This window comes from Escherichia sp. MOD1-EC5189 (assembly GCF_002966045.1).
Taxonomy (GTDB): domain Bacteria; phylum Pseudomonadota; class Gammaproteobacteria; order Enterobacterales; family Enterobacteriaceae; genus Escherichia; species Escherichia coli_F.
Map to the genome: position 1 here is coordinate 84,505 of NZ_PTRX01000002.1, position 25,762 is coordinate 110,266.

The window sequence follows — 25,762 nt, forward strand, 5'->3', positions numbered from 1 at the left end:
TAATCAGGGCTTTATTTTAAGCCCTGGTTGTTTTATATTCATCGCTGTTGCTTATTTAGACATTTTGTACTTTTATTGTTGAGGTTATTAAGCGAAGCGACAATGGATTGTGTTGCTGCGGTTTTATAGGGTAGGGGAGAGGCAAATGCGAATTAAACCAGACGATAACTGGCGTTGGTATTACGATGAAGAGCACGATCGAATGATGCTCGATTTAGCCAATGGTATGCTATTTCGCTCACGTTTTGCGCGCAAAATGTTGACTCCAGATGCCTTTTCTCCCGCAGGCTTTTGCGTTGACGACGCCGCGCTCTATTTCTCATTTGAAGAAAAATGCCGCGATTTTAATTTATCTAAAGAACAAAAAGCCGAACTGGTGCTTAATGCGCTGGTAGCAATTCGTTATCTCAAACCGCAAATGCCGAAAAGCTGGCATTTTGTTTCCCATGGTGAAATGTGGGTGCCCATGCCGGGCGATGCGGCCTGCGTTTGGTTGAGCGACACTCACGAGCAAGTCAATTTGCTGGTCGTTGAATCTGGCGAAAATGCCGCACTATGCCTGCTGGCACAACCCTGCGTTGTTATTGCGGGTCGCGCGATGCAGTTGGGGGACGCCATCAAAATCATGAATGACAGGCTGAAACCGCAGGTTAATGTTGACAGTTTCAGCCTCGAACAGGCAGTTTAACGCGCTAGTTTAAGCGCAGTCTTCGGCACACAACTACAGCAAAGAATGGTACCATCATTGCTGATTGCTGATTTTTTGAGCGGTGTGACTTCGCCTTCTAAAAGCTGAACACGGCAGCTTCCACAAATGCCCGCGCGGCAAGAATAAGGGATACGAATTCCCCGATTTTCTAATTGCTCCAGCAGAACCTGTTGGTTATTTCCACGAAATGCCTGCCCTTGCCAGTCAATATCTACATTTGCGTCCGGTTGCTGCGCGGCGTCGACGGTATCGTCCACGGCAGCTGCGCCGTAAACTTTCGCCGGAGCCGTTGCAAGAATTTCCACCTCGTCGCCAACGCGAATCACGCCACTATTACGGGCAATTAAATTCTGACCAAAATCGACATCGCCGTTATCCTGGGCTGTTCGGAAAGATTGCAATGTTTTTAATGGTTCGCCTGCCGGATGTTTTTGCCCTTTTTCTGGGCTGACGGTGGTGAAAATACAGCGGCTACAAGGTTTAACCACATCAAACACCACATCACCAATACTAATCACTTTCCAGCTATCTTCTTCCCAGGCCGACGCACCGGAAACCACCAGATTGGGGCGGAATTGCTCCATTTTTACACTGGCCGGACAACGTTGTTGGAGATCACGTAACGAGGCTTCGTTAGCAAGAAGGTAAGGATAGCCATCAGCAAATGACAGAGGTACAGTGTTGTGGCGTTTCACGCGCCGGGTCATTTGTGGCCCCACCCAGCGCAATTGCACTTCGCGGGAGAAAAATCTACTTAACCATTTGTTGATCGCGTCTGGTGCAATTCGCGCAGTAAAATGTGTACCCCAAACTTCGGTTGGGGCGTCTTGTGTGGCGAAATCAGCAAAACGGACATATGCGCTACTGCCATCTGGCGCGGTGAGATGCAAGCCGTCATGTACGGGTGAAGGGGTAAACCGTACCATCTGCGGAAACTGGCGAGCGGTAATAAACGTACCGTCAGGTTCCGTGATCATAAAGATGCGATCGAAGGCCAGACCACTGACATCCGCCAGGGCATGTGTAAGACCAATGCCGCGCATCGATTTAACAGGATGAATAAAAAGCCGGGTTAGTGTCGCCACGCTGCGGTCCTCAAATGAAAATAAGCCTTCAACTTTATGACATGACGCGCTTATTAGCTATAATGCGCAACAATTTTCTTAGTGTAAAAGTGACGATATGAATTCTCTGTTTGCCAGTACGGCCCGTGGGCTGGAAGAGCTGTTAAAAACTGAACTGGAAAACCTGGGGGCCGTTGAATGCCAGGTGGTTCAGGGTGGGGTCCATTTTAAGGGCGACACACGGCTTGTTTACCAGAGCCTGATGTGGAGCCGCCTGGCCTCGCGTATTATGTTGCCGCTGGGCGAGTGTAAGGTTTACAGTGATTTAGACCTCTATCTCGGCGTTCAGGCGATCAACTGGACAGAGATGTTTAATCCTGGCGCGACCTTCGCTGTCCATTTCAGTGGTTTAAATGACACCATTCGCAACAGCCAGTACGGCGCGATGAAAGTGAAAGACGCGATCGTCGATGCTTTCACGCGGAAAAATCTACCACGTCCCAATGTCGATCGTGATGCGCCGGATATCCGCGTTAACGTCTGGCTGCATAAAGAAACCGCCAATATCGCCCTTGATCTCAGTGGTGATGGCTTGCATCTGCGTGGCTATCGTGATCGTGCTGGTATTGCACCGATCAAAGAAACCCTGGCAGCCGCGATTGTGATGCGATCCGGCTGGCAGCCAGGAACACCGCTGCTCGATCCAATGTGTGGTTCCGGTACGTTGCTGATTGAAGCGGCGATGCTGGCGACCGATCGCGCACCAGGCTTGCACCGTGGGCGTTGGGGCTTTAGCGGCTGGGCGCAGCATGATGAAGCTATCTGGCAGGAAGTGAAAGCGGAAGCGCAAGCTCGCGCCCGTAAAGGCCTGGCAGAGTATAGCTCTCATTTTTACGGTTCGGACAGCGACGCCCGGGTGATTCAACGTGCGCGCACTAACGCACGTCTTGCGGGGATTGGTGAACTGATTACCTTTGAGGTGAAAGATGTTGCGCAACTGACCAATCCGCTGCCGAAAGGGCCGTACGGTACAGTGTTGAGCAATCCGCCATACGGTGAACGTCTGGACAGCGAACCGGCGCTGATTGCGCTGCATAGTCTGCTGGGCCGAATCATGAAAAACCAGTTCGGTGGCTGGAATCTCTCTTTGTTTAGTGCCTCGCCGGATCTGCTAAGCTGCCTGCAGCTGCGTGCAGACAAACAGTACAAGGCGAAAAACGGCCCGCTAGACTGCGTACAGAAAAATTATCACGTTGCCGAAAGCACACCAGACAGCAAACCGGCAATGGTAGCGGAAGACTACGCCAACCGCCTGCGTAAGAACCTCAAAAAATTCGAGAAGTGGGCACGTCAGGAAGGGATTGAATGTTATCGCCTGTATGATGCCGATCTGCCGGAGTATAACGTTGCCGTTGACCGTTATGCCGACTGGGTGGTAGTGCAGGAGTATGCGCCGCCAAAAACTATTGATGCGCACAAAGCGCGTCAGCGTCTGTTCGATATTATCGCTGCAACCATTTCTGTACTGGGGATTGCGCCAAACAAACTGGTGCTGAAAACCCGTGAACGCCAGAAGGGCAAAAATCAGTACCAGAAACTGGGCGAGAAGGGCGAGTTTCTCGAAGTCACCGAATATAACGCTCACTTGTGGGTGAACCTGACGGATTACCTCGATACCGGTCTGTTCCTCGATCACCGTATCGCCCGTCGTATGCTCGGTCAGATGAGCAAAGGCAAAGATTTCCTCAACCTGTTCTCTTATACCGGCAGCGCCACCGTGCACGCGGGATTAGGCGGTGCACGCAGCACTACCACCGTGGATATGTCGCGTACTTATCTGGAGTGGGCAGAACGCAACCTGCGTCTGAATGGCCTAACCGGGCGTGCGCATCGCCTGATTCAGGCCGATTGCCTGGCGTGGCTGCGTGAGGCAAATGAACAGTTCGATCTGATCTTTATCGATCCGCCAACCTTCTCTAACTCAAAACGAATGGAAGATGCGTTTGATGTTCAGCGCGATCATCTGGCGCTGATGAAAGATTTGAAACGTCTGCTGCGTGCTGGTGGGACGATCATGTTCTCGAACAACAAACGTGGCTTCCGTATGGATCTTGACGGACTGGCAAAACTGGGACTGAAAGCACAAGAAATTACGCAAAAAACGCTCTCCCAGGATTTCGCCCGTAACCGCCAGATCCACAACTGCTGGCTGATTACCGCAGCCTGAAAGGAATAGTAATGTCATTAATCAGTATGCATGGCGCATGGCTGTCGTTCAGCGACGCGCCGCTTCTCGATAACGCAGAACTGCATATCGAAGATAACGAACGTGTTTGTCTGGTAGGCCGTAACGGCGCAGGCAAATCGACGTTAATGAAAATCCTCAACCGTGAACAAGGGCTGGATGACGGTCGCATTATTTACGAGCAAGATTTGATTGTCGCTCGTCTGCAACAGGATCCGCCGCGTAACGTTGAGGGTAGCGTTTATGATTTCGTTGCCGAAGGCATTGAAGAACAAGCGGAATACCTGAAACGCTATCACGATATTTCGCGCCTGGTGATGAACGACCCGAGCGAGAAAAATCTCAACGAACTGGCGAAGGTTCAGGAACAGTTGGATCACCACAACCTGTGGCAGCTGGAAAACCGCATTAACGAAGTGCTGGCGCAACTGGGGTTAGATCCTAACGTTGCGCTGTCGTCGCTTTCCGGCGGCTGGTTGCGTAAAGCGGCATTAGGACGCGCGCTGGTGAGCAATCCGCGCGTATTGCTGCTCGACGAACCGACTAACCACCTGGATATCGAAACCATCGACTGGCTGGAAGGATTCCTTAAAACCTTCAATGGGACGATAATTTTCATCTCCCACGACCGTTCGTTTATCCGCAATATGGCGACGCGCATTGTTGATCTCGATCGCGGCAAGTTGGTGACCTATCCTGGGAATTACGACCAGTACCTGCTGGAAAAAGAAGAAGCCCTGCGCGTGGAAGAACTACAAAATGCCGAGTTCGATCGCAAACTGGCGCAGGAAGAGGTGTGGATCCGCCAGGGGATCAAAGCACGCCGTACCCGTAATGAAGGCCGCGTACGCGCCCTGAAAGCAATGCGTCGCGAGCGTGGCGAACGTCGCGAAGTGATGGGTACCGCAAAGATGCAGGTGGAAGAGGCCAGCCGCTCCGGTAAGATCGTTTTCGAAATGGAAGACGTTTGCTACCAGGTCGACGGTAAGCAACTGGTGAAAGATTTTTCTGCCCAGGTTCTACGTGGCGACAAAATTGCCCTGATTGGTCCGAATGGATGCGGCAAAACCACGCTGCTGAAACTGATGCTCGGTCAGCTTCAGGCGGACAGCGGGCGTATTCACGTTGGCACCAAACTGGAAGTGGCTTATTTCGATCAGCACCGCGCGGAACTGGATCCCGATAAAACGGTGATGGATAACCTGGCCGAAGGCAAACAAGAAGTGATGGTTAACGGCAAACCACGCCATGTACTGGGTTATTTGCAGGACTTCCTGTTCCATCCGAAACGGGCGATGACGCCGGTACGTGCGCTATCTGGCGGTGAGCGTAACCGCTTGCTGCTGGCGCGTTTGTTCCTCAAACCAAGCAACTTATTGATTCTTGACGAACCGACCAACGACCTTGATGTCGAAACGCTGGAATTGCTGGAAGAACTGATCGACAGCTACCAGGGGACGGTATTGCTGGTGAGCCACGATCGTCAGTTTGTCGATAATACCGTAACAGAATGCTGGATCTTCGAAGGCGGCGGTAAAATTGGTCGTTATGTCGGCGGTTATCATGATGCCCGTGGTCAGCAAGAACAGTATGTGGCGCTCAAACAGCCTGCGGTGAAAAAAAACGAAGAAACCGCCGTGCCAAAAGCAGAAACTGTAAAACGCAGCAGTAGCAAACTAAGCTATAAATTGCAGCGCGAACTGGAGCAGCTACCGCAATTGCTCGAAGATCTGGAGGCGAAGCTGGAAGCCCTACAGACGCAGGTGGCGGATGCTTCCTTCTTCAGTCAGCCGCATGAGCAGACACAAAAAGTGCTCGCCGATATGGCTGCTGCAGAGCAGGAGCTGGAGCAAGCCTTTGAACGCTGGGAGTATCTTGAAGCGTTAAAAAATGGTGGCTGATCGCAAAATAGTCGATTTAAACAGAGACAGCTGACAACGGTAAAATTGCCTGATGCACTGGGTTTATCAGGCATGAAAACCAACACTTTGTTAGTCATCTGTAAAATAGCGCATCATTAAGGAGTACCAATGTGCGAACATCATCATGCCGCGAAGCACATCCTGTGCTCGCAGTGTGACATGCTGGTGGCGTTACCGCGCCTTGAGCATGGTCAGAAAGCGGCATGTCCCCGGTGTGGCACAACGTTAACCGTGGCGTGGGATGCCCCTCGGCAGCGTCCTACCGCCTATGCGTTGGCTGCACTGTTCATGCTGTTGCTGTCCAACTTGTTTCCTTTTGTGAATATGAACGTTGCGGGAGTCACCAGTGAAATTACATTACTGGAAATTCCCGGCGTGCTTTTTTCTGAGGACTACGCCAGCCTCGGCACCTTTTTCCTGTTGTTTGTGCAACTGGTTCCCGCGTTTTGTCTGATAACCATTCTGTTACTGGTGAATCGCGCGGAATTACCGGTCCGTTTAAAAGAGCAACTGGCACGGGTGCTTTTTCAACTCAAAACTTGGGGAATGGCGGAGATTTTCCTCGCGGGTGTGCTGGTCAGTTTCGTTAAACTGATGGCCTACGGCAGCATTGGTGTCGGCAGTAGCTTTCTCCCCTGGTGTTTATTTTGTGTCCTGCAACTGCGCGCCTTTCAGTGCGTTGATCGTCGCTGGTTATGGGACGATATCGCCCCGATGCCAGAACTGCGCCAGCCGCTAAAACCTGGCGTCACGGGGATACGTCAGGGGCTGCGTTCTTGCTCCTGTTGTACGGCAATCCTTCCTGCTGATGAACCCGTATGCCCGCGCTGTGGTACTAAAGGGTACGTTCGGCGTAGAAACAGCCTGCAATGGACACTCGCGCTGCTTGTAACGTCCATCATGCTGTACCTTCCGGCTAATATTTTGCCCATCATGGTGACGGATTTATTAGGCTCGAAGATGCCATCGACGATTCTCGCTGGGGTCATCCTGTTATGGAGCGAAGGATCTTATCCCGTCGCTGCGGTTATCTTTCTGGCCAGTATTATGGTGCCAACGTTAAAGATGATCGCCATAGCGTGGTTGTGTTGGGATGCCAAAGGGCATGGCAAGCGCGACAGTGAAAGAATGCATTTGATTTATGAAGTTGTTGAGTTTGTAGGCCGCTGGTCGATGATTGACGTTTTCGTTATCGCGGTGCTCTCGGCGCTGGTGCGTATGGGAGGTTTAATGAGTATTTATCCGGCAATGGGTGCATTAATGTTTGCTTTAGTCGTCATAATGACAATGTTTTCTGCTATGACGTTTGACCCGCGTTTGTCGTGGGATCGTCAACCTGAATCAGAGCATGAGGAGTCCTGACAGTATGGAATCTAATAATGGGGAAGCCAAAATCCAGAAAGTGAAGAACTGGTCTCCCGTGTGGATATTTCCTATCGTCACGGCGCTCATTGGGGCCTGGGTTCTTTTTTATCATTACAGCCATCAGGGGCCGGAAGTGACCCTGATCACCGCGAATGCGGAAGGAATAGAAGGTGGTAAAACCACCATTAAAAGCCGTAGCGTTGACGTCGGCGTGGTTGAAAGCGCCACACTGGCTGATGATTTGACGCACGTTGAAATCAAAGCGCGGCTGAATTCCGGTATGGAAAAATTGCTGCATAAAGATACCGTCTTTTGGGTGGTGAAACCGCAGATTGGTCGAGAAGGGATTAGCGGCCTGGGAACGCTGCTGTCTGGGGTTTATATCGAACTGCAGCCAGGCGCGAAAGGCAGCAAAATGGATAAATACGATTTGCTGGACTCGCCACCGTTGGCCCCGCCTGATGCGAAAGGTATCCGTGTGATTCTCGATAGCAAAAAAGCCGGGCAGCTCTCGCCAGGAGATCCCGTGCTGTTCCGTGGCTATCGGGTAGGTTCGGTTGAAACCAGCACCTTCGATACGCAAAAACGCAATATCAGCTATCAACTGTTCATCAATGCACCTTATGACCGACTGGTGACCAGCAATGTTCGCTTCTGGAAAGATAGTGGCATTGCGGTTGATTTGACGTCAGCGGGAATGCGTGTGGAGATGGGCTCATTGACAACACTGCTGAGTGGTGGTGTTAGCTTTGATGTGCCGGAAGGTCTGGATTTAGGGCAGCCAGTGGCACCGAAAACAGCTTTCGTTTTGTATGATGATCAGAAGAGCATTCAGGATTCGTTGTACACCGATCACATTGATTATCTGATGTTCTTTAAAGATTCGGTACGCGGTCTGCAACCGGGAGCTCCGGTAGAATTCCGGGGTATTCGCCTGGGTACCGTAAGCAAAGTACCGTTCTTTGCGCCGAATATGCGGCAGACATTTAACGATGATTACCGTATTCCGGTACTGATTCGTATCGAACCAGAGCGGCTGAAAATGCAGCTTGGTGAAAATGCGGATGTTGTTGAGCACCTTGGCGAATTGTTGAAACGTGGTTTACGCGGATCGCTGAAGACCGGAAATCTGGTCACTGGCGCACTGTATGTTGATCTCGATTTCTATCCAAATAGCCCTGCTATTACCGGTATTCGTGAGTTTAATGGTTATCAGATTATCCCGACCGTTAGCGGCGGCCTGGCGCAAATCCAGCAGCGTCTGATGGAAGCGTTGGATAAAATCAACAAACTGCCATTGAATCCGATGATTGAGCAGGCGACCAGTACGCTTTCTGAAAGTCAGCGCACCATGAAAAACCTGCAAACGACACTGGATAGCATGAACAAGATCCTCGCCAGCCAGTCGATGCAGCAGTTGCCGACCGATATGCAGTCTACATTACGTGAGTTGAATCGCAGTATGCAGGGCTTCCAGCCTGGCTCCGCAGCCTACAACAAGATGGTGGCGGATATGCAGCGCCTTGATCAGGTGTTGCGTGAACTGCAGCCGGTGCTGAAAACGCTCAACGAGAAGAGTAACGCGCTGGTATTTGAAGCGAAGGACAAAAAAGATCCAGAGCCGAAGAGGGCGAAACAATGAAAAAGTGGCTAGTGACGATTGCAGCACTGTGGCTGGCCGGATGCAGCTCCGGCGAAATGAATAAAAACTATTACCAGTTACCTGTGGTGCAGAGCGGTACACAAAGTACCGCCAGCCAGGGTAATCGCCTGTTATGGGTAGAGCAGGTCGCTGTTCCTGACTATCTGGCCGGAAATGGTGTGGTTTATCAAACCAGTGATGTGAAGTATGTGATTGCCAACAACAACTTGTGGGCCAGCCCGTTGGATCAACAGTTGCGCAACACTCTGGTTGCCAACCTGAGCACGCAACTGCCCGGCTGGGTGGTTGCCTCCCAGCCTCTGGGAAGCGCCCAGGATACGCTCAATGTTACCGTAACGGAGTTTAACGGGCGCTATGATGGCAAGGTCATTGTCAGTGGTGAGTGGCTGTTGAACCACCAGGGACGACTGATCAAACGTCCGTTCCGTCTGGAAGGAGTGCAAACTCAGGATGGTTACGATGAGATGGTTAAGGTGCTGGCCAGTGTCTGGAGTCAGGAAGCCGCTTCTATTGCGCAAGAGATAAAGCGTCTACCTTAATTATAAAGATTTGTAAATATGACCGTCTCCGGTATGTAGCCTGAGGCGGTTTTTTTGTTTCTAACGTGCGGAAAAAGTTGTTCCTCTTCACATTTTTTGTACAACCGACATGCCCGTGTAGCTCACAAATATGACAGTGGCGTGAATTTTGCGCATTGACGGCAGTTATGATTCGCGGTATTGCTTAACTGTGATTGCACATTTAGTAATCACTGTTTTCTTTTCCACCAGAAACCAGTATGAGGGAAACGAGGCATGAAGAGACAAAAACGAGATCGCCTGGAACGGGCACATCAACGTGGTTATCAGGCCGGCATAGCCGGACGCTCAAAAGAAATGTGTCCCTATCAGACGCTGAATCAAAGGTCACAATGGCTGGGAGGCTGGCGAGAAGCCATGGCGGACAGGGTAGTAATGGCCTGATTCTGTCTCTTTAAAAAGAAACCTCCGCAATGCGGAGGTTTCGCCTTTTTATACTCTGTCTGATTTCAATCAGAAGGCAGACGTATCCTGGAACAGACCGACTTTCAGGTCGCTGGCGGTATAGATCAGACGACCATCAACCAGCACTTCGCCATCTGCCAGACCCATAATCAGACGACGATTAACAATGCGTTTAAAGTGAATACGGTAGGTCACTTTTTTTGCTGTCGGCAGAACCTGACCAGTGAATTTCACTTCGCCAACACCCAGTGCGCGGCCTTTACCTTCGCCGCCCAGCCAGCCGAGGTAGAACCCTACCAGCTGCCACATTGCGTCCAGGCCCAGGCATCCCGGCATAACCGGATCGCCAATGAAGTGGCATCCGAAGAACCACAGATCCGGATTGATATCCAGTTCTGCTTCAACATACCCTTTGTCGAAGTTACCACCCGTTTCGGTCATTTTGACCACACGGTCCATCATCAGCATGTTCGGTGCTGGCAATTGCGGGCCTTTAGCGCCAAACAGTTCACCGCGACCAGAGGCAAGAAGGTCTTCTTTTGTATAGGATTCGCGTTTATCTACCATGTTCTCTGTAAGCCTTATTTTGTTGAAGCACGCAGGATAGCTAACACGTGTACGCTGAACAAGTCCGATCAGTTCGGAATAAACCAGTTCAGCCAACGTAATGGCCATGGAAAACGGTGACGTCCTTCCTGTTGCGATGCTTGCGCGATACGTTCCTGGATGGTTTGCATCAGCGTCGTTTGGCCTTCGCCATCCCACACCAGATTTAATAATAACGGCAGTGCTTCAGTCACATCGTCTACTGCCCAGATGGTGAATTTGCCTTCCTCTACTGCTTTCACCAGTTCACTGTGAAGACTTAAATGGCGAACGTTAGCAGTGGGGATAATGACACCTTGTTTCTCCGTTAACTCACGTTGCTGGCAAATAGCAAAGAAGCCTTCGATTTTCTCATTTAAACCACCGACTGGCTGGGCGCGACCGAATTGATCGACTGAACCTGTGATAGCAATACTCTGATTCACCGGCACATCGGCGAGGGCGCTTATCAGGGCGCAGAGTTCAGCCATTGAGGCACTATCGCCATCCACTTCGCTATATGACTGCTCAAATGTCAGCGATGCTGAGAAGGGGATCTGTTGCTCAAGCTGAAGTTCCGACATCAGGAACGCCTGCATGATCATCATCCCTTTCGCATGGATATTGCCGCCAAGCTCCGCTTTGCGTTCGATGTCAGTGAATTCACCATCGCCAATATGTACAACGCAGCTAATGCGAGAAGGTTCGCCAAAAGCGCGCGGATGACCCGGAAATTCAATGACCGAAAGGGCGTTAATTTGCCCGATGCGTTCGCCTTCGGTTTCAATCAGGATTTGCTCCTGAAGGATCTCATCCTGCATGCGTTCAGCGAGGAAACCTTCGCGCCATTCACGCTGCTGTAACATTAAGTTTAGCTGCTCGCCGGAGAAGGTGTCGCCATCACACAGTGAGGCGACCTCTTTACACTGGCGGAGGATCCACTGCGGGCTAAGCGGCAGTGTTTCTTGTTCACCGGTGTAGCGTGCGGCTTCGCGAATAAGTACCGGCCAGGCATCCGCTCCCGGTGCAGGTAAGTGGTTATGTCTGGCGGTAAATGTCACCCAACGACACCACTGGTTTACTGACTCCGCATCGACAATCTGCAGAGTATCTTCAAATTCGCTATAAATAGCCTGCTCAGCAAGCTCTGGCTCCATCTCCTGGAAATCAGCTAATGATTCGCGTTCGCCTACCAGAATGACTTTCAGCTTCAATGGCATCGAAGGCACAGAGACGGGGAGAGGGCGGGACTCATCAAACGCAACCCAGTCAAAACGCTCGCGGTTAACGATATTTTTCAGCCGCATCCACAGCAGAGGTTGCGCCAGCAGTGTACGCAAAGAGATGATGAGAATACCGCCATTTGCCTGATGCACCAGACCTGGCTGCAGGGTAATGTCACCATTAAACTGGCGCAGGCAGCCAAAGAGTTGTTCCGCTTCTACCCAGTCGGCAGCGACAACCTGCGTTAAAGTCGCAAAATTATCATCTGCACTCACTGCGTTACGTAAGCGGATGGTGTGGCCGGAAACCTCATAGTGACCGCCCACCAGTTGGCCTGCATCGCTTTGTAGCGCATGCGCGGCATCGGCAATAAGATTCAGATACTCAGACTCTTCCGGGGCCTTCGCCAGCATAAAAGAGGAGGATGCTCGCGTATGCAGCAACTGCTCCAGCGCAAATTGCAGTCGCGGTTGAGTATCACTGAATAAAGGATCGTTTTCGTCAATCAAATGTGGCTGAGCAAATATTTCCTGATAGCTATCGGTATCAGGAACCAGGTCACGCCATGCAAGTTTCGTAATGGTCAAAGTTGATGTTTTTTAGTCTGTTGTCAAAGCCGCGATTATACCGTAACCGGCACTGCAGCACACGTAGAAAGCACTGACAATACTCCTGGCATGGGCGTTAAAGCTCACAGGATGGAGATTCTTTTCTTCACTGGCCTAAAAAGCTGATATTCTGTAAAGAGTTACACGGTAACATTGAGATCGCTATGAAATATCAACAACTTGAAAATCTTGAAAGCGGTTGGAAATGGAAGTATCTGGTGAAGAAGCACCGCGAAGGGGAGTTAATCACCCGTTACATAGAAGCCAGTGCCGCCCAGGAAGCCGTCGATGTGTTGCTCTCGCTGGAAAATGAACCCGTGCTGGTAAATGGCTGGATTGACAAGCATATGAATCCGGAACTGGTCAATCGCATGAAGCAGACCATTCGGGCCAGACGGAAGCGCCATTTTAATGCGGAACACCAGCATACGCGCAAAAAATCGATCGATCTGGAATTTATCGTCTGGCAACGTCTGGCTGGCCTTGCGCAGCGTCGCGGTAAAACGCTTTCTGAAACGATTGTTCAGCTGATTGAAGATGCGGAAAACAAAGAGAAATACGCGAATAAAATGTCTTCTTTGAAGCAGGATCTGCAGGCATTGCTGGGTAAGGAATAACTGTCAAAAGTCAGTTCAATTTACGCAAGGCGAAAAAAACCCCGCAGCAGCGGGGTTTTTCTACCAGACGAGAACTTAAGCCTGCGGCTGAGTTACAACGTCTTTGATGCCTTTAACTTCGATCTCTACGCGACGATCCGGAGCCAGGCAGTCGATCAGCGCAGCACGCTGTTTCACGTTGTCACAGGTGTTGCCAGTAACCGGGTTGGATTCACCCATACCACGTGCAGAGATTTTGTCTGCCGGGATACCTTTAGAGATCAGGTAATCAACAACGGACTGAGCACGACGCTCGGACAGACCCTGGTTGTAAGCGTCAGAACCGATGCGGTCAGTGTAACCCAGAACAACTACGGAACCGTCTTTCGGATCCAGGTTGCTCAGCTGGCTGTACAGCTGATCCAGAGCAGCCTGACCTTCCGGTTTCAGGGTTGCTTTGTTGAAAGTGAACAGAACGTCAGACTTCAGAGTGAAGTGCTTGGTCTGTACTTCCGGTGCCGGAGCTGGAGCTGGAGCAACTACTGGAGCTGCTTCGCCCTGACCGAAACGGTAGGAAACACCCAGGCTCAGCATGCCGTTGTCCGGACGAGTACCGATGGTGTGTGCGTCACCGATGTTGTTGGTCCACTGGTATTCCAGACGGGTAGCGATTTCAGGAGTGATCGCATACTCAACACCGCCAGCGAAGACCGGAGAAACGCCGGTGTCGTGGTTTTTACCATCAAAGTTGGATTTAGTGTCTGCACGCCATACCATACCACCCAGACGAGTGTATACGTCCAGATCGTCAGTGATTGGGTAACCCAGTTTAGCGGTCAGCTGAACGCCCTGAGCTTTATATGCACCGTTTTCAACGCTGCCTTTGTATGGCATACGACCTAACCAGTCATAACCCATTTCAAAGCCAACATACGGGTTAACCTGGTAACCACCAAAAGCACCTGCACCCAGTTGGTTTTCGTGGGTCGGACCATTGTTGTTGATGAAACCAGTGTCATGGTACTGGGACCAGCCCAGTTTAGCACCAGTGTACCAGGTGTTATCTTTCGGAGCGGCCTGCGCTACGGTAGCGAAACCAGCCAGTGCCACTGCAATCGCGATAGCTGTCTTTTTCATTTTTTGCGCCTCGTTATCATCCAAAATACGCCATGAATATCTCCAACGAGATAACACGGTTAAATCCTTCACCGGGGGATCTGCTCAATATTAACTCTACCGATATCTTCGGCTTATGCCGAGCACCCCTGGCGATGTAAAGTCTACAACGTAGTTGAAAACTTACAAGTGTGAACTCCGTCAGGCATATGAAAAAAAAGTCTTGTATAAGGTACGTTTAATCTTTTTTGTCAGCGACAATTTACAGAAGAAAATCGCGGAAACCGCTTCAGACAAGCCTCTGCAAGGAAAATTAGTCACGACTGAAAGCATTGGCTGGGCGACAAAAAAAGTTCCAGGATTAATCCTAAATTTACTTAATGATACAAATTAGAGTGAATTTTTAGCCCGGAAAGTTGTCTCGTTGCGTGAGAGGATGCGCTTACCGGACGCATAATAAACCCCATAGCGTTACCTTCATTTGCCGCATCAACAAGTTCAGCATGCTCTTCTTCAGTCAAATCATCTGCCAACCAACCGATCACCACACTGTAATTGCCCGTGCGTAAAGCGCGAACCATTGACTCCACAGTGTGGCAAGGGGAGAGCTGGCTAATCTGCATCACTTTCGTTAAGGGTAGCCCAGATGCCTGAACCCATTCCCGACTCAGTTTTTGTTGCGGTGTTAACCAGAGTTGCCAGCGCGATTGCTGACCGAGTTGCTGTAACAATGGCAACAGTAGAAGTTGCGTCATCATGGGCTGATCTTCGCGATAGACAACTTCACTGATAAGCCCGGCTGTAGTGTTTTCCGTAGAGACACGCGCAATTTTACTTGCTGCGGATGAGAACGACGAAGAACGATGTGCATAGCCTGAAGTGTACATAATCAATCCAGCCCCTGTGAGTTACTGTATGGATATACAGTACATCCAGTGACGACAAAGATCAACCCTATTTTCGGAAAGAGCCTCGCAAATTTTGTCGTTAGTGACGGGAAAACATAAATTAATCTTGCCCCTTAAGAATAAGTTGCCTATTTTCGTAGTTAACGGATCCGTTAATGTGAATCATTCTTTTATGTTATGATTTTAAAAGGAATTTTATGAAAAGCCTCTCCTATAAGCGGATCTATAAATCACAAGAATACCTGGCAACGTTGGGCACAATTGAATACCGATCATTGTTTGGTAGTTACAGCCTGACCGTTGACGACACGGTGTTTGCGATGGTTTCTGATGGTGAGTTGTATCTTCGGGCTTGTGAGCAAAGTGCACAGTACTGTGTAAAACATCCGCCTGTCTGGCTGACATATAAAAAGTGTGGCCGATCCGTTACCCTCAATTACTATCGGGTTGATGAAAGTCTATGGCGAAATCAACTGAAGCTGGTGCGTCTGTCGAAATATTCTCTCGATGCAGCGCTGAAAGAGAAAAGCACGCGCAATACCCGGGAAAGACTGAAAGATTTGCCCAATATGTCTTTTCATCTGGAAGCGATACTCGGGGAGGTGGGGATTAAGGATGTACGGGCGTTACGTATACTTGGGGCAAAAATGTGTTGGTTGCGACTGCGGCAGCAAAACAGTCTGGTGACAGAAAAGATTCTGTTTATGCTTGAAGGGGCCATTATCGGCATTCATGAAGCTGCGCTCCCGGTGGCACGCCGCCAGGAGCTTGCAGAATGGGCTGACTCTCTTACGCCGAAACAGGAGTTTCCTGCGGAACTTGAGTAATCTGGCGTTGCAGACGACCAATCTCTGGCAGTAATGCAATCAATAACCCGACTTGTTGTACGACCAGAGGTTCTTTGCTGTCTGCCCGTGGTTCAAGTTGCTGCATCCGCTGTTTCAGATCAGCTAATGCCTGATTGACGCGTTCTTCATCAGCAGGTTGATGATGTAGCGCGTCATCAACATAGCAAACTGCGTCATCAAGAAACGCCAGAATTTCAGGATTAGTTAACTGCTCCCGGTGAGCACCGAGGGCTGAGATATAGCTGGTAAACGTATGGTTAAGGCACAGCAACCGAAACGCGGCCTCGCGAATTTGCGGGGTAACGTTCGGCTCGCTGGACATATTTGATACCACCGACGCCAGTTCAGCATCACGGTTGTGTGCATCGCGGCGGGCAATACGATACGCCAGACGGTTATCACGCCCCTGATGGTATTGCTCCAGTATGGCATCGAGATAGCGACAGTTGGCCTCGGTGGCACGTTCGAGCATGCGCGGCAGATTGCGAAACTTCCAGTCAGGCCAGATGTAGCTCACCGCCGCCCACGCAATGGCACAACCAATCAGCGTATCGATTACGCGAGGTAACGCCACTTCAAAACCTTCACCCAGCAAGTTAAAACAAAGTAGCACCAAAAGTGTGATGAACATCGTTGCATGGGCATATTGCACGTTACGGAAGGCAAAAAAGAGCACGCCGGTAATAACCAGCAGCACCAGCTGCCCTTCCAGTGACGGCACAAACCACAGTACAGGAATGCCAATGGCGATACCTACCAGCGTACCAATAATCCTTAACTTCAGGCGGTGGCGCGTGGCGTTATAGTTTGGCTGGCAGACAAACAAACTTGTCAGCAAGATCCAATACCCGTGATGCATTCCGGTTATCTGAATGATGGCGTAGCCGAAGCACAACACCAGCGACATTCTTACCGCATGACGGAAGAGGGCGGATTCCGGTGTGAAGTGACGGCTAAGACGCAGCCAGATATCACTCAATCCGTGCGGGCTGTCATCAGCGAGCTCATTTTCGTCATTATTATGGGGCAGTGCCTGGGCCTGTTCTGATTCAATTGTTGCCAGTTGGGCATCAATAGCGCGTAAATTGTTCAGCAAAAATCCCAGTGTTTTGAGTAAATCGGCAGGCGCGCCGTTATCGCGCATCCGCTCCAGCGCAGCATCAATATGCGTAAAAGCGCGCTCAAAATGCGGATCATGTTGATAAGGCTGACGCAGCAAAATACAGCGTGACAGTTGCTGGCACGCCTGGCCCTGCATCGACATCAGTCGCTGAAAACGGAACAGCACGTCGCTGTGGCGAAAATGTTCACGCAATGTTTGATACTGAATATGAGAAGAGCTGGCACGCTCGTGAATATCCTGCGCGACAAAGTAATAATGCAGCGTGCGACGCGTTCCCCGTTGACCACGATCGCCACGTAAGCGGGTCAGCAGCGAGAGTTTCGTCTGATTCAATGTCGCCATCAGCTGTCCGTTGGCGAGAGCCAAATCGTACAGCGGTGCCTGGCTTTCATCTTCAATATCAGGATCAAACATGCGTGACTTGAGCTCAAGGTAACGCGCCAGTTGTTCATAGCAACGCGCCAGGTTGTCCTGCAGCGGGCGGACCGGGAACAGTAGATGACCAATAAGTGTCAGGACGTTGTACCAGACGGCACCGGCCAGCAGATACATCGGCTGCTGATACCAGTGCTCATACAGTGACGTCCCCAACATAGTGTAAATGGCGATCAGTAACGCACCGAAGGCAATTGTTGCATAGCGTTGACCCAGACCGCCGAGCAAAATGAAGCCGCTGGTAGAGAGCGTTAAACCAATTGCAAATAGCCAGGGCCAGGGAAACAGCAATTCTACTGAGGCCGAGGCGATAAAAAAGCAGAACAGCGTAATGATGAGGTTACGCAAACGTCCCGCCAGCCGGTCATCGAGATCGGTCAGCGCCGCTGCCACCATCCCCAGCGTCAGCGGAATCGTCAGTTTTACATCACCCAGCCACCACGGAAACGCTGTGGTTCCACAAAGCGCAATAAAAATACGCGCGTAATACAGCCAGGCGCTGTTCCAGGTATAGCGTTTGAGCAAAGGACTTAGCATAAAGGCCATATTAGTGGATTATTCAAAACGACGACGTGCATTGGCTTCACGCGCAGCTTGCGCTGTTTCTACCGATACCACGCGACGACCGACCGGCCATAGTGCAATAGCGGCAATTTTAAAGTTCGCAATGCCGACAGGAATGCCAATGATGGAAATACATTGTGCGATGCCCGTTGCAATGTGCATCAGGCATAACCACCAGCCAAAGAAAATCAGCCAGAAAATATTCAATACCGTACCGCCAGTATTCAGCAGCACATTTTTGCCAGCCGGGTTCAGTTCATCGACATGAATAGCTTCATTGCCATAAGGCACCAGAGAAAGTTTAGTGATCTCCCAGCAGGATCGTGTCAGCGGTAAGGTAAAAATCAGCACAATACTGACCAAAGTCGCCAACAGCCAGCCTAGAGTGGTGGCAAATCCGCCAAGCACAAAGTTCAGAATGTTCAAAACGGTACGCATAAAACCTCGCTTTACTGTGGTTTTCAGTAATGGGCGGCAATTGTAACGTTTTTTTGGGCTGGAGCACGTTTTCTCTGACGGTTACACTGATAAGAAATCATTTCGTGTGGATCTACAGAGTCATGGAACTGAAAGCGACAACGCTTGGAAAACGTCTGGCACAGCACCCTTACGATCGGGCGATGATCCTCAATGCCGGGATTAAAGTCTCCGGCGATCGCCACGAATACCTTATTCCTTTCAATCAATTACTGGCAATTCACTGTAAGCGCGGTCTGGTATGGGGCGAGCTGGAATTTGTACTGCCGGACGAAAAAGTGGTGCGTCTGCACGGCACCGAATGGGGCGAGACGCAGCGTTTTTACCATCATCTTGATGCTCACTGGCGGCGGTGGAGTGGGGAGATGAGCGAAATTGCGGCTGGTGTTTTACGCCAGCAACTGGATTTGATTGCCACGCGCACCGGAGAAAATAAATGGCTGACGCGTGAGCAAACCTCTGGCGTGCAGCAACAAATCCGCCTGGCTTTGTCGGCGTTGCCGTTGCCGGTTAACCGACTGGAAGAATTCGATAACTGCCGTGAGGCGTGGCGTAAATGTCAGGCCTGGTTAAAAGATATTGAAGGCGCTCGGTTGCAGCATAATCAGGCGTATACCGAAGCTATGCTTACCGAGTATGCGGATTTTTTCCGTCAGGTTGAGTCTTCACCGCTGAATCCGGCGCAGGCCCGGGCAGTCGTTAACGGCGAGCATTCTCTGTTAGTGCTGGCTGGTGCAGGAAGCGGAAAAACGTCGGTGCTGGTGGCCCGTGCAGGCTGGTTGCTGGCGCGTGGTGAAGCGTCCCCTGAGCAAATTTTATTGCTGGCGTTTGGTCGCAAAGCAGCTGAAGAGATGGACGAGCGTATCCGAGAACGACTACATACCGAAGACATTACCGCACGCACATTTCATGCGCTGGCGCTGCATATTATTCAGCAGGGCAGCAAAAAAGTGCCGACAGTCAGCAAACTAGAAAATGATACCGCTGCCCGTCATGAACTCTTTATTGCTGAGTGGCGTAAGCAATGCAGCGAAAAGAAAGCGCAGGCGAAGGGCTGGCGGCAATGGCTGACGGAAGAAATGCAGTGGTCAGTGCCAGAAGGTAACTTCTGGGATGATGAGAAATTACAGCATCGTCTTGCTTCTCGCCTCGATCGCTGGGTAAGTCTGATGCGAATGCACGGCGGTGCACAGGCAGAAATGATTGCCAATGCACCTGAAGAGATTCGCGACTTGTTCAGTAAACGTATCAAGTTGATGGCCCCGTTATTAAAAGCCTGGAAAGGTGCGCTGAAGGCAGAAAACGCTGTCGATTTTTCCGGCCTTATTCACCAGGCGATTGTGATTCTGGAGAAAGGTCGCTTTATCAGCCCGTGGAAGCATATTCTGGTTGATGAATTTCAGGATATCTCGCCGCAGCGTGCAGCGTTGTTAGCGGCATTGCGCAAGCAAAACAGTCAAACGACGTTGTTCGCTGTTGGTGATGACTGGCAGGCGATTTACCGTTTCAGCGGTGCGCAAATGTCGCTCACCACCGCTTTCCATGAAAACTTTGGTGAAGGCGATCGCTGTGATTTAGACACGACTTACCGTTTTAACAGTCGTATCGGTGAGGTGGCAAACCGTTTTATTCAGCAGAACCCTGGCCAGCTGAAAAAGCCGCTAAACAGCTTAACCAATGGAGACAAAAAAGCCGTCACGTTATTGGATGAGAGTCAACTTGATGCTTTGCTGGATAAGCTCTCTGGTTATGCCAAACCGGAAGAGCGCATTCTGATCCTGGCGCGTTACCATCACATGAGGCCTGCCAGCCTGGAAAAAGCGGCAACACGCTGGCCGAAGTTGCAAATCGACTTTATGACCATTCATGCCAGCAAAGGGCAACAGGCGGATTACGTCATCATCGTTGGCTTGCAGGAGGGGAGTGATGGTTTTCCGGCTGCGGCGCGGGAGTCGATTATGGAAGAGGCGCTACTACCCCCGGTTGAGGATTTTCCGGACGCTGAAGAACGGCGGTTAATGTACGTGGCGCTGACCCGGGCACGCCATCGGGTATGGGCATTGTTTAACAAAGAGAATCCCTCTCCCTTTGTCGAAATACTGAAAAATCTGGATGTGCCGGTGGCGAGAAAACCGTAGGAAACAGGTGGCGTTTGCCACCTGTGTAATATTACTTCAGACGGTCCGCGAGATAACGCTGATAATCGGGGATCAGAATATCGACCGCGTCGTTGAAATGCGGTGACTGGATAATGAAGTCTGCCGTTGCCACGTTGGTGGCAACCGGAATGTTCCATACCGTCGCCAGACGCAGCAAGGCTTTCACGTCAGGATCGTGCGGAACGGCATTTAGTGGGTCCCAGAAGAAAATCAATACATCAATTTTCCCTTCTGAGATCAATGCGCCAACCTGCTGGTCACCCCCCATTGGGCCACTCAACATCGCGTTGACGTTCATGCCGGTTGCACGGGAAATCAAGTTACCGGTAGTGCCTGTTGCATACAGTACGTGTTGTTCCAGTAACGGTTGATGCCGTTCCACCCAGCTCATCAGCATTTGTTTGCAGTGATCGTGTGCCACCAGCGCAATATGTTTCCGCGCAGGTAAAGTACGTGTCGTCAGTTCCATAATGTACATCCGTAGTTAACTTTCCTACAGATTACTGTAAGCACTTATCGCTGCAAGAGAAAGACCGAAAAAGCCTGCGCACAGGCACAAAAATCTCAGGAAGATGGTTGTTTTTCCGCCCATTGCAGAAAAGTATTTCGCGTTTGTGGGTCAGCCAGTTTAAACCAATACTTCAGCCGTTGTTCTGTGAGCACCTGAGATTGCGGTGGAATAGCATCCAGCTCGGAAACACCCGAAAGCAGCGTACTGTCATCTGCCATCATCGTGGCAAATTGCGGTAGTGAAGCGCGTTTCGCGGATTTGTTATAGCGTTCAACCTCGACCTCATAATCAATCGTTTTTGCCGTTGAGGTAATGGCGAGAATATCCAGCTTTACCGGAATCGGCGTCGCATCGCCATCCAACAATTCAAGGCGCGGCGCGGCATCAAAATGGTTAGCTTCCCGCTCATTCTCCAGGCGAGGCAGGCGAAAATTGACCTGGTTGATGAGCTGGGTATTAAAACTGACCACTAGTGGTGGGGAGATATACAGCCGTTCTTCACTATTGGAAAGATGAATCGTCTTCTCAACGCGAAACACTAACTGATGTGGTCCATTATCCAGTTCAATGCTGTCCGCACCGCGCAGCAGAGAGCTGGAAACCTTCTTGCCGTCGAGTACCAGAAGATCGACATCGGTTGAAAGCCGCAGCGTGGTGGCAAAAACGGATACCGGCAAACATAATGCAATCAAGGTGGTCACGATGCCGGTTTTCATAGGTAGCTCCTGTCAAAAGACCGCCCGAATAATAATGTGTCAAAATTTTTCTTTAATCATACTTACTAACATATAGACATAATTCCCGCTTTTGCTCTCATTCATTCGTATTAGCTGCATGGTTGGCATGTCGGCTTTGTCGTACACTTTGTTAAACAGTCTGGAGGAAATAATGAAAGAAACCGATATTGCAGGCATTTTAACGTCCACTCATACCATTGCGCTGGTGGGGGCAAGCGACAAACCCGATCGTCCCAGCTATCGCGTGATGAAATATCTACTCGACCAGGGGTATCACGTCATTCCGGTTTCACCAAAAGTTGCCGGCAAAACGCTGCTGGGCCAGCAGGGGTATGGCACGCTGGCAGAAGTTCCGGAAAAAGTCGATATGGTCGATGTTTTCCGTAATTCAGAAGCGGCGTGGGGCGTGGCGCAGGAAGCGATCGCCATTGGCGCGAAAACCCTCTGGATGCAACTGGGGGTGATTAATGAGCAAGCGGCAGTACTGGCACGGGATGCCGGGTTAAATGTGGTGATGGATCGCTGCCCGGCTATTGAGATCCCTCGCCTGGGCCTGGCCAAATAAAAAATCCCCGGAAGGCCAAAACCTTCCGGGGATTTGTTCAGGGATTAGTTACGCAGACGCGGGGCCTGAAGTTGTTTGCGGATGGTCTGCGCCAGCTCATCCATGGATGGCTGTTCAGGATGTTCATCCTGCAATTCGCTACTTAGCTGGGCTTCAGCCAGGTAGGTATGAACCGGTAGGCCGTTATCGTCCTCCATCACCACGTGATACCACGGAGCGGCGCGAAGCTCGTCATTCACCGCCAGCTCATCAGGCGACGGTTCAGAGAGCGAATAAACCGGGTCGATATCCACGACCACTCCGAGATAACCTAACAGGGAATGGCGGACCTGCTGGCCGATACCGAATTTGCTGGCAATCATAGTCACCTCCCGGGAAATCTTTACCTTTGATATAAGGGTAAAATTCCACATTTCAAGTTACATGACGCGACAGGCAAACCCTTTCAGATATAGCCCTTCCGGGTAGGTAGCGATCACCGGATGATCGGCTGCCTGACGGAACTGCTCTATAAATTGTACATCACGACCGGCATCAATTGCGGCATCCGCGATGATTTTCTGAAATAAATCGCTGGTCATCAGACCGGAACAGGAGAAAGTCAGGAGAACTCCGCCTTCATTCAGCAACTGAATCGCCAGCATGTTGATGTCTTTATAGCCACGACACGCGCCCATCAACTGGCTTTTATTCTCAACAAACTTCGGCGGGTCCATCACGATAACGTCAAATTTTTCACCGCGATCGCGATAAGTACGCAGCAATTTAAAGACATCATCACGGACAAACTCAGCCTTGCTCAGATCCAGTTTGTTCAGCTCAACATTCTGCCGTGCAATATCCAGCGCTTCCTGGGAGGTATCAACGCTGACAACCTGGCTGCAACCGCCCATCAATGCCGATACGGCGAAACCACCGGTATAGGAAAAACAGTTCAGTACGCGTTTATTTTCAACGTAGCGGCGGGTAGCCAGGCGGCTATCACGCTGGTCCAGGTAGTAACCCGTTTTGTGCCCGTGCTGAATGTCCACCAGCAGCTTCATGCCGTGTTCTTCAATCGGCAGCAGGGCAGGCGGTAGCTCTCCGGTAACGGGGCCCTGGGTCAGTTCCATCCCTTCTTTTTTACGTACCGCAACGTCGCTGCGATCGTAAATTGCACATTCCGGGTACAGTGTTTGTAGGGCGCTAATTAATGCCGCACGCTGGTATTCCGCGCCTGCGCTTAGCAGTTGCAGTACCAGAAAATTACCGAAACGATCGATAGTAATACCCGGCAGGCCATCAGATTCTCCGGCGATTAAACGATAGCTGTCGAGGCCATCTTTTTGCGCCAGCCAGTCACGCCATTTTTGCGCTTGTTGCAAACGGCGGGTAAAAAAAGCAATGTCGATAGATTCATTCGGGTCAAACGTCCAGACGCGCGCCCGGATTTGCGAAGCTGGCGAATAAGCGCCGCGTGCTAACCATTTTCCCTGATGATCAACAATATCGATGGTTTCACCGAGGTTGGCTTTACCTTCCATGCGGGCAACGGCCCCGGAAAAGACCCACGGATGGCGACGAAGTAATGATTTTTCGCGCCCTTTGGCTAACACTAAACGTACACTCATAATTTACTTTTCTGTCGATGCAAAGAAATGGGCGTCATTGTCCGGAGTTTTCCATGGATTTGCAACGCGTCCATTAAGGATAAGGAGAGCAGCAATGTCGAAAGTCTGCATAATTGCCTGGGTTTACGGGCGAGTTCAGGGCGTAGGATTTCGCTATACCACGCAGTACGAAGCGAAAAAACTCGGGTTAAGCGGCTACGCCAAAAATCTTGACGATGGCAGCGTGGAAGTGGTTGCCTGCGGTGAAGAAGGGCAGGTGGAAAAATTAATGCAGTGGTTAAAGAGTGGCGGCCCGCGTTCTGCACGTGTGGAACGGGTGCTCAGCGAGCCGCATCATCCCTCGGGGGAATTAACCGATTTTCGTATTCGTTAGATACATTTTACCGGTTTTGGCAGGCCAGCAATTTTGGTGGCTTGCTTAGCCGGACCTTTCGGAAACAGTCGGTATAAATAGCGGCTGTTACCTTTTTCTTCGCCAAATTTATTCGCCATCGCTTTTACCAGCATACGAATCGCCGGAGAAGTATTGAATTCCAGATAGAAATCACGCACAAAACGCACCACTTCCCAGTGTTCTGGTGACAGCGTAATCCCTTCGTTCTCTGCAATCACCACTGCCAGCGGCTCACTCCACTGACTGCTTTCTTTGAGATAGCCTTCGGTATCCGTTTCTATCTCTTTACCTTCGAAGATCAGCATAATTATTACTACCTTAATCAGACTGTCGGCAGTGTAACAAAAAACAAAGCCCCGCATAAAGCGAGGCTATGAAAGTGTTAGCGGGTGAGATTAATCGCGGCTGGCGAAGCCCAGAATGCTCAGCAGGCTGACGAAGATGTTGTACAGCGAAACATACAGGCTAACCGTGGCACGAATATAGTTCGTTTCACCGCCATGAATGATGTTGCTGGTTTCAAACAAGATAGCGCCAGAGGAGATCAGAATGAAGACCGCGCTGATCGCCAGATGCAGGGCAGGCAGCTGCAGGAAGATATTAGCAACCATACCAATCAGCACCACCACAATACCCGCCATCAGCATACCGCCAAGGAACGACATATCTTTGCGGGTGGTCAGCACATACGCAGAGCAGCAGAAGAACACTAACGCCGTTCCGCCCAGTGCCATAGCGATTACGTCACCCATTCCGGCAGACAGATAGGTATTCAGAATTGGTCCGAGGATATAACCCAGAAAACCGGTAAAGGCGAATGCGGAGATAATTCCGGTCGGCTTATTCGCCGTTTTATAGGTCAGGAACATCAAACCATACATACCCACCAGCGTCAGAATCAGACCCGGAGATGGCAGCATCAGCACCGTACTGGCAGTTGCGGTAATCGCCGAAAAGGCCAGCGTCAGGCTCAGCAGAAAATAGGTATTACGCAGCACCTTATGGGTGCTAAGCAGCGATGTACGGTCATGTGAAGAACTAACAATACGATCCATTGAGTCACTCTCTATGACAGATGTAATTAATTAAGCAGCATAATGATAATGCGTAAGGGCACCCAGAAGTTTTACCCATCTTTACGCATTTGATCTGGAACAGGTTTAACAGCGGATTATCAGGTCATTAAGCAAATATAACGCCCTGAGAATTTCGACAGGCAAAAGAAAAAGGGGTTAGCATTTAGCTAACCCCTTATCTTATTTGGCGGAAGCGCAGAGATTCGAACTCTGGAACCCTTTCGGGTCGCCGGTTTTCAAGACCGGTGCCTTCAACCGCTCGGCCACACTTCCGG

The 25,762-nt window shown here is 50.6% G+C and carries 25 protein-coding genes and 1 tRNA gene; 12 read left to right on the forward strand and 14 right to left on the reverse strand.

Features of this window, described 5'->3' with window-relative positions; genetic code table 11:
• Positions 1-145 precede the first annotated feature (145 nt).
• A complete protein-coding gene (gene zapC / locus ATB02_RS01975) occupies positions 146-688 on the forward strand; it encodes a cell division protein ZapC (protein WP_001295353.1) in 543 nt (180 codons plus the stop codon).
• Here the strand turns inward: zapC and ycbX are convergent.
• Entirely contained in the window at positions 685-1,794 is a 1,110-nt protein-coding gene (gene ycbX, locus ATB02_RS01980; RefSeq protein WP_105271008.1) for a 6-N-hydroxylaminopurine resistance protein YcbX, read from the reverse strand. The genes zapC and ycbX overlap by 4 nt on opposite strands.
• Before the next feature lie 97 nt (positions 1,795-1,891).
• On the opposite strand from ycbX, the gene rlmKL reads away from it, so the two are divergent.
• The 6 genes from rlmKL to rmf all read left to right on the forward strand — a co-directional run bounded on the left by rlmKL (position 1,892) and on the right by rmf (position 9,930).
• Positions 1,892-4,000, forward strand: a complete 2,109-nt coding sequence (rlmKL, locus tag ATB02_RS01985) for a bifunctional 23S rRNA (guanine(2069)-N(7))-methyltransferase RlmK/23S rRNA (guanine(2445)-N(2))-methyltransferase RlmL (RefSeq protein WP_001086495.1) — start codon at positions 1,892-1,894, stop codon at positions 3,998-4,000.
• Between the two features lie 11 nt (positions 4,001-4,011).
• Complete coding sequence (locus ATB02_RS01990; protein WP_105271009.1) at positions 4,012-5,919, forward strand: ABC transporter ATP-binding protein; 1,908 nt, start codon at positions 4,012-4,014, stop codon at positions 5,917-5,919.
• A gap of 129 nt (positions 5,920-6,048) precedes the next feature.
• Positions 6,049-7,302 (forward strand): membrane integrity-associated transporter subunit PqiA, encoded by a 1,254-nt coding sequence (pqiA, locus tag ATB02_RS01995; RefSeq protein WP_000333170.1) that lies wholly within the window; start codon positions 6,049-6,051, stop codon positions 7,300-7,302.
• A gap of 4 nt (positions 7,303-7,306) precedes the next feature.
• Positions 7,307-8,947, forward strand: coding sequence for an intermembrane transport protein PqiB (pqiB, locus tag ATB02_RS02000; protein ID WP_000445539.1), 1,641 nt, complete (start codon positions 7,307-7,309; stop codon positions 8,945-8,947).
• Positions 8,944-9,507: a membrane integrity-associated transporter subunit PqiC gene (gene pqiC, locus ATB02_RS02005; RefSeq protein ID WP_105271010.1), complete on the forward strand. Its 564-nt coding sequence runs from the start codon at positions 8,944-8,946 to the stop codon at positions 9,505-9,507. The genes pqiB and pqiC overlap by 4 nt, the downstream gene beginning before the upstream one ends.
• Positions 9,508-9,762: 255 nt before the next feature.
• Positions 9,763-9,930, forward strand: coding sequence for a ribosome modulation factor (rmf, locus tag ATB02_RS02010; protein WP_000828648.1), 168 nt, complete (start codon positions 9,763-9,765; stop codon positions 9,928-9,930).
• A 69-nt stretch (positions 9,931-9,999) separates the two neighbouring features.
• On the opposite strand, the gene fabA is transcribed toward rmf, so the two are convergent.
• The gene (fabA, locus tag ATB02_RS02015) at positions 10,000-10,518 is read right to left on the reverse strand and encodes a bifunctional 3-hydroxydecanoyl-ACP dehydratase/trans-2-decenoyl-ACP isomerase (RefSeq protein ID WP_000227927.1); all 519 of its coding nucleotides are present in this window, start codon (positions 10,516-10,518) and stop codon (positions 10,000-10,002) included.
• 68 nt (positions 10,519-10,586) lie between these two features.
• A complete protein-coding gene (locus ATB02_RS02020) occupies positions 10,587-12,347 on the reverse strand; it encodes an AAA family ATPase (RefSeq protein ID WP_105271011.1) in 1,761 nt (586 codons plus the stop codon).
• A 185-nt stretch (positions 12,348-12,532) separates the two neighbouring features.
• Here ATB02_RS02020 and matP point away from each other — a divergent pair, with 185 nt between their 5' ends.
• Complete coding sequence (gene matP / locus ATB02_RS02025) at positions 12,533-12,985, forward strand: macrodomain Ter protein MatP (RefSeq protein ID WP_000877161.1); 453 nt, start codon at positions 12,533-12,535, stop codon at positions 12,983-12,985.
• Positions 12,986-13,060: 75 nt separating this feature from the next.
• Here the strand turns inward: matP and ompA are convergent, their stop codons facing one another.
• Positions 13,061-14,101 carry a porin OmpA gene (gene ompA, locus ATB02_RS02030; RefSeq protein ID WP_001314606.1) on the reverse strand — a complete coding sequence of 347 codons (1,041 nt, stop codon included), beginning with the start codon at positions 14,099-14,101 and terminating at the stop codon, positions 13,061-13,063.
• A 356-nt stretch (positions 14,102-14,457) separates the two neighbouring features.
• Positions 14,458-14,967: an SOS-induced cell division inhibitor SulA gene (sulA, locus tag ATB02_RS02040; RefSeq protein ID WP_000288710.1), complete on the reverse strand. Its 510-nt coding sequence runs from the start codon at positions 14,965-14,967 to the stop codon at positions 14,458-14,460.
• Positions 14,968-15,185: 218 nt separating this feature from the next.
• Between sulA and sxy the strand changes: the two genes are divergently transcribed.
• Positions 15,186-15,815, forward strand: coding sequence for a CRP-S regulon transcriptional coactivator Sxy (gene sxy, locus ATB02_RS02045; protein WP_000839153.1), 630 nt, complete (start codon positions 15,186-15,188; stop codon positions 15,813-15,815).
• Here sxy and yccS read toward each other — a convergent pair.
• Positions 15,778-17,940, reverse strand: a complete 2,163-nt coding sequence (yccS, locus tag ATB02_RS02050; protein WP_000875038.1) for a YccS family putative transporter — start codon at positions 17,938-17,940, stop codon at positions 15,778-15,780. The two genes, sxy and yccS, sit on opposite strands and share 38 nt — an antisense overlap.
• Positions 17,941-17,949: 9 nt before the next feature.
• On the reverse strand, positions 17,950-18,396 hold the full coding sequence (locus ATB02_RS02055) for a YccF domain-containing protein (protein WP_001261235.1): 447 nt from the start codon (positions 18,394-18,396) through the stop codon (positions 17,950-17,952).
• A 122-nt stretch (positions 18,397-18,518) separates the two neighbouring features.
• Here ATB02_RS02055 and helD point away from each other — a divergent pair, with 122 nt between their 5' ends.
• Positions 18,519-20,573 (forward strand): DNA helicase IV, encoded by a 2,055-nt coding sequence (helD, locus tag ATB02_RS02060; protein ID WP_105271012.1) that lies wholly within the window; start codon positions 18,519-18,521, stop codon positions 20,571-20,573.
• Between the two features lie 31 nt (positions 20,574-20,604).
• On the opposite strand, the gene mgsA is transcribed toward helD, so the two are convergent.
• Both mgsA and ATB02_RS02070 read right to left on the reverse strand, forming a co-directional pair.
• Entirely contained in the window at positions 20,605-21,063 is a 459-nt protein-coding gene (mgsA, locus tag ATB02_RS02065; RefSeq protein WP_000424181.1) for a methylglyoxal synthase, read from the reverse strand.
• Between the two features lie 95 nt (positions 21,064-21,158).
• Positions 21,159-21,821, reverse strand: coding sequence for a DUF2057 family protein (locus ATB02_RS02070; protein WP_000847791.1), 663 nt, complete (start codon positions 21,819-21,821; stop codon positions 21,159-21,161).
• Positions 21,822-21,993: 172 nt separating this feature from the next.
• Between ATB02_RS02070 and ATB02_RS02075 the strand changes: the two genes are divergently transcribed.
• Positions 21,994-22,407: a CoA-binding protein gene (locus tag ATB02_RS02075; protein WP_000665218.1), complete on the forward strand. Its 414-nt coding sequence runs from the start codon at positions 21,994-21,996 to the stop codon at positions 22,405-22,407.
• Between the two features lie 44 nt (positions 22,408-22,451).
• On the opposite strand, the gene hspQ is transcribed toward ATB02_RS02075, so the two are convergent.
• A complete protein-coding gene (gene hspQ, locus ATB02_RS02080) occupies positions 22,452-22,769 on the reverse strand; it encodes a heat shock protein HspQ (RefSeq protein WP_001295356.1) in 318 nt (105 codons plus the stop codon).
• Between the two features lie 57 nt (positions 22,770-22,826).
• On the reverse strand, positions 22,827-24,017 hold the full coding sequence (gene rlmI, locus ATB02_RS02085; RefSeq protein ID WP_105271013.1) for a 23S rRNA (cytosine(1962)-C(5))-methyltransferase RlmI: 1,191 nt from the start codon (positions 24,015-24,017) through the stop codon (positions 22,827-22,829).
• Between the two features lie 94 nt (positions 24,018-24,111).
• Between rlmI and yccX the strand changes: the two genes are divergently transcribed.
• On the forward strand, positions 24,112-24,390 hold the full coding sequence (gene yccX, locus ATB02_RS02090) for an acylphosphatase (RefSeq protein ID WP_000048228.1): 279 nt from the start codon (positions 24,112-24,114) through the stop codon (positions 24,388-24,390).
• On the opposite strand, the gene tusE is transcribed toward yccX, so the two are convergent.
• From tusE to ATB02_RS02105, 3 genes are all read right to left on the reverse strand, one after another.
• Positions 24,387-24,716, reverse strand: a complete 330-nt coding sequence (gene tusE / locus ATB02_RS02095) for a sulfurtransferase TusE (protein ID WP_000904443.1) — start codon at positions 24,714-24,716, stop codon at positions 24,387-24,389. The genes yccX and tusE overlap by 4 nt on opposite strands.
• A gap of 90 nt (positions 24,717-24,806) precedes the next feature.
• On the reverse strand, positions 24,807-25,466 hold the full coding sequence (gene yccA, locus ATB02_RS02100) for an FtsH protease modulator YccA (protein WP_000375136.1): 660 nt from the start codon (positions 25,464-25,466) through the stop codon (positions 24,807-24,809).
• Between the two features lie 206 nt (positions 25,467-25,672).
• Positions 25,673-25,760: transfer RNA gene (locus ATB02_RS02105), tRNA-Ser, on the reverse strand.
• Positions 25,761-25,762: the final 2 nt, after the last annotated feature.

Bases quoted from the DNA above. Each gene is read 5' to 3' on its own strand.
- mgsA (WP_000424181.1), bottom strand. From the start codon at position 21,063: ATGGAACTGACGACACGTACTTTACCTGCGCGGAAACATATTGCGCTG.
- ATB02_RS01990 (WP_105271009.1), top strand. From the start codon at position 4,012: ATGTCATTAATCAGTATGCATGGCGCATGGCTGTCGTTCAGCGACGCG.
- ATB02_RS02070 (WP_000847791.1), bottom strand. From the start codon at position 21,821: ATGAAAACCGGCATCGTGACCACCTTGATTGCATTATGTTTGCCGGTA.
- pqiA (WP_000333170.1), top strand. From the start codon at position 6,049: ATGTGCGAACATCATCATGCCGCGAAGCACATCCTGTGCTCGCAGTGT.
- rlmKL (WP_001086495.1), top strand. From the start codon at position 1,892: ATGAATTCTCTGTTTGCCAGTACGGCCCGTGGGCTGGAAGAGCTGTTA.
- yccX (WP_000048228.1), top strand. From the start codon at position 24,112: ATGTCGAAAGTCTGCATAATTGCCTGGGTTTACGGGCGAGTTCAGGGC.
- sxy (WP_000839153.1), top strand. From the start codon at position 15,186: ATGAAAAGCCTCTCCTATAAGCGGATCTATAAATCACAAGAATACCTG.
- pqiB (WP_000445539.1), top strand. From the start codon at position 7,307: ATGGAATCTAATAATGGGGAAGCCAAAATCCAGAAAGTGAAGAACTGG.
- ATB02_RS02075 (WP_000665218.1), top strand. From the start codon at position 21,994: ATGAAAGAAACCGATATTGCAGGCATTTTAACGTCCACTCATACCATT.
- rmf (WP_000828648.1), top strand. From the start codon at position 9,763: ATGAAGAGACAAAAACGAGATCGCCTGGAACGGGCACATCAACGTGGT.
- hspQ (WP_001295356.1), bottom strand. From the start codon at position 22,769: ATGATTGCCAGCAAATTCGGTATCGGCCAGCAGGTCCGCCATTCCCTG.
- rlmI (WP_105271013.1), bottom strand. From the start codon at position 24,017: ATGAGTGTACGTTTAGTGTTAGCCAAAGGGCGCGAAAAATCATTACTT.
- helD (WP_105271012.1), top strand. From the start codon at position 18,519: ATGGAACTGAAAGCGACAACGCTTGGAAAACGTCTGGCACAGCACCCT.
- yccS (WP_000875038.1), bottom strand. From the start codon at position 17,940: ATGGCCTTTATGCTAAGTCCTTTGCTCAAACGCTATACCTGGAACAGC.
- pqiC (WP_105271010.1), top strand. From the start codon at position 8,944: ATGAAAAAGTGGCTAGTGACGATTGCAGCACTGTGGCTGGCCGGATGC.
- zapC (WP_001295353.1), top strand. From the start codon at position 146: ATGCGAATTAAACCAGACGATAACTGGCGTTGGTATTACGATGAAGAG.
- yccA (WP_000375136.1), bottom strand. From the start codon at position 25,466: ATGGATCGTATTGTTAGTTCTTCACATGACCGTACATCGCTGCTTAGC.
- matP (WP_000877161.1), top strand. From the start codon at position 12,533: ATGAAATATCAACAACTTGAAAATCTTGAAAGCGGTTGGAAATGGAAG.
- ompA (WP_001314606.1), bottom strand. From the start codon at position 14,101: ATGAAAAAGACAGCTATCGCGATTGCAGTGGCACTGGCTGGTTTCGCT.
- fabA (WP_000227927.1), bottom strand. From the start codon at position 10,518: ATGGTAGATAAACGCGAATCCTATACAAAAGAAGACCTTCTTGCCTCT.
- tusE (WP_000904443.1), bottom strand. From the start codon at position 24,716: ATGCTGATCTTCGAAGGTAAAGAGATAGAAACGGATACCGAAGGCTAT.
- sulA (WP_000288710.1), bottom strand. From the start codon at position 14,967: ATGTACACTTCAGGCTATGCACATCGTTCTTCGTCGTTCTCATCCGCA.
- ATB02_RS02055 (WP_001261235.1), bottom strand. From the start codon at position 18,396: ATGCGTACCGTTTTGAACATTCTGAACTTTGTGCTTGGCGGATTTGCC.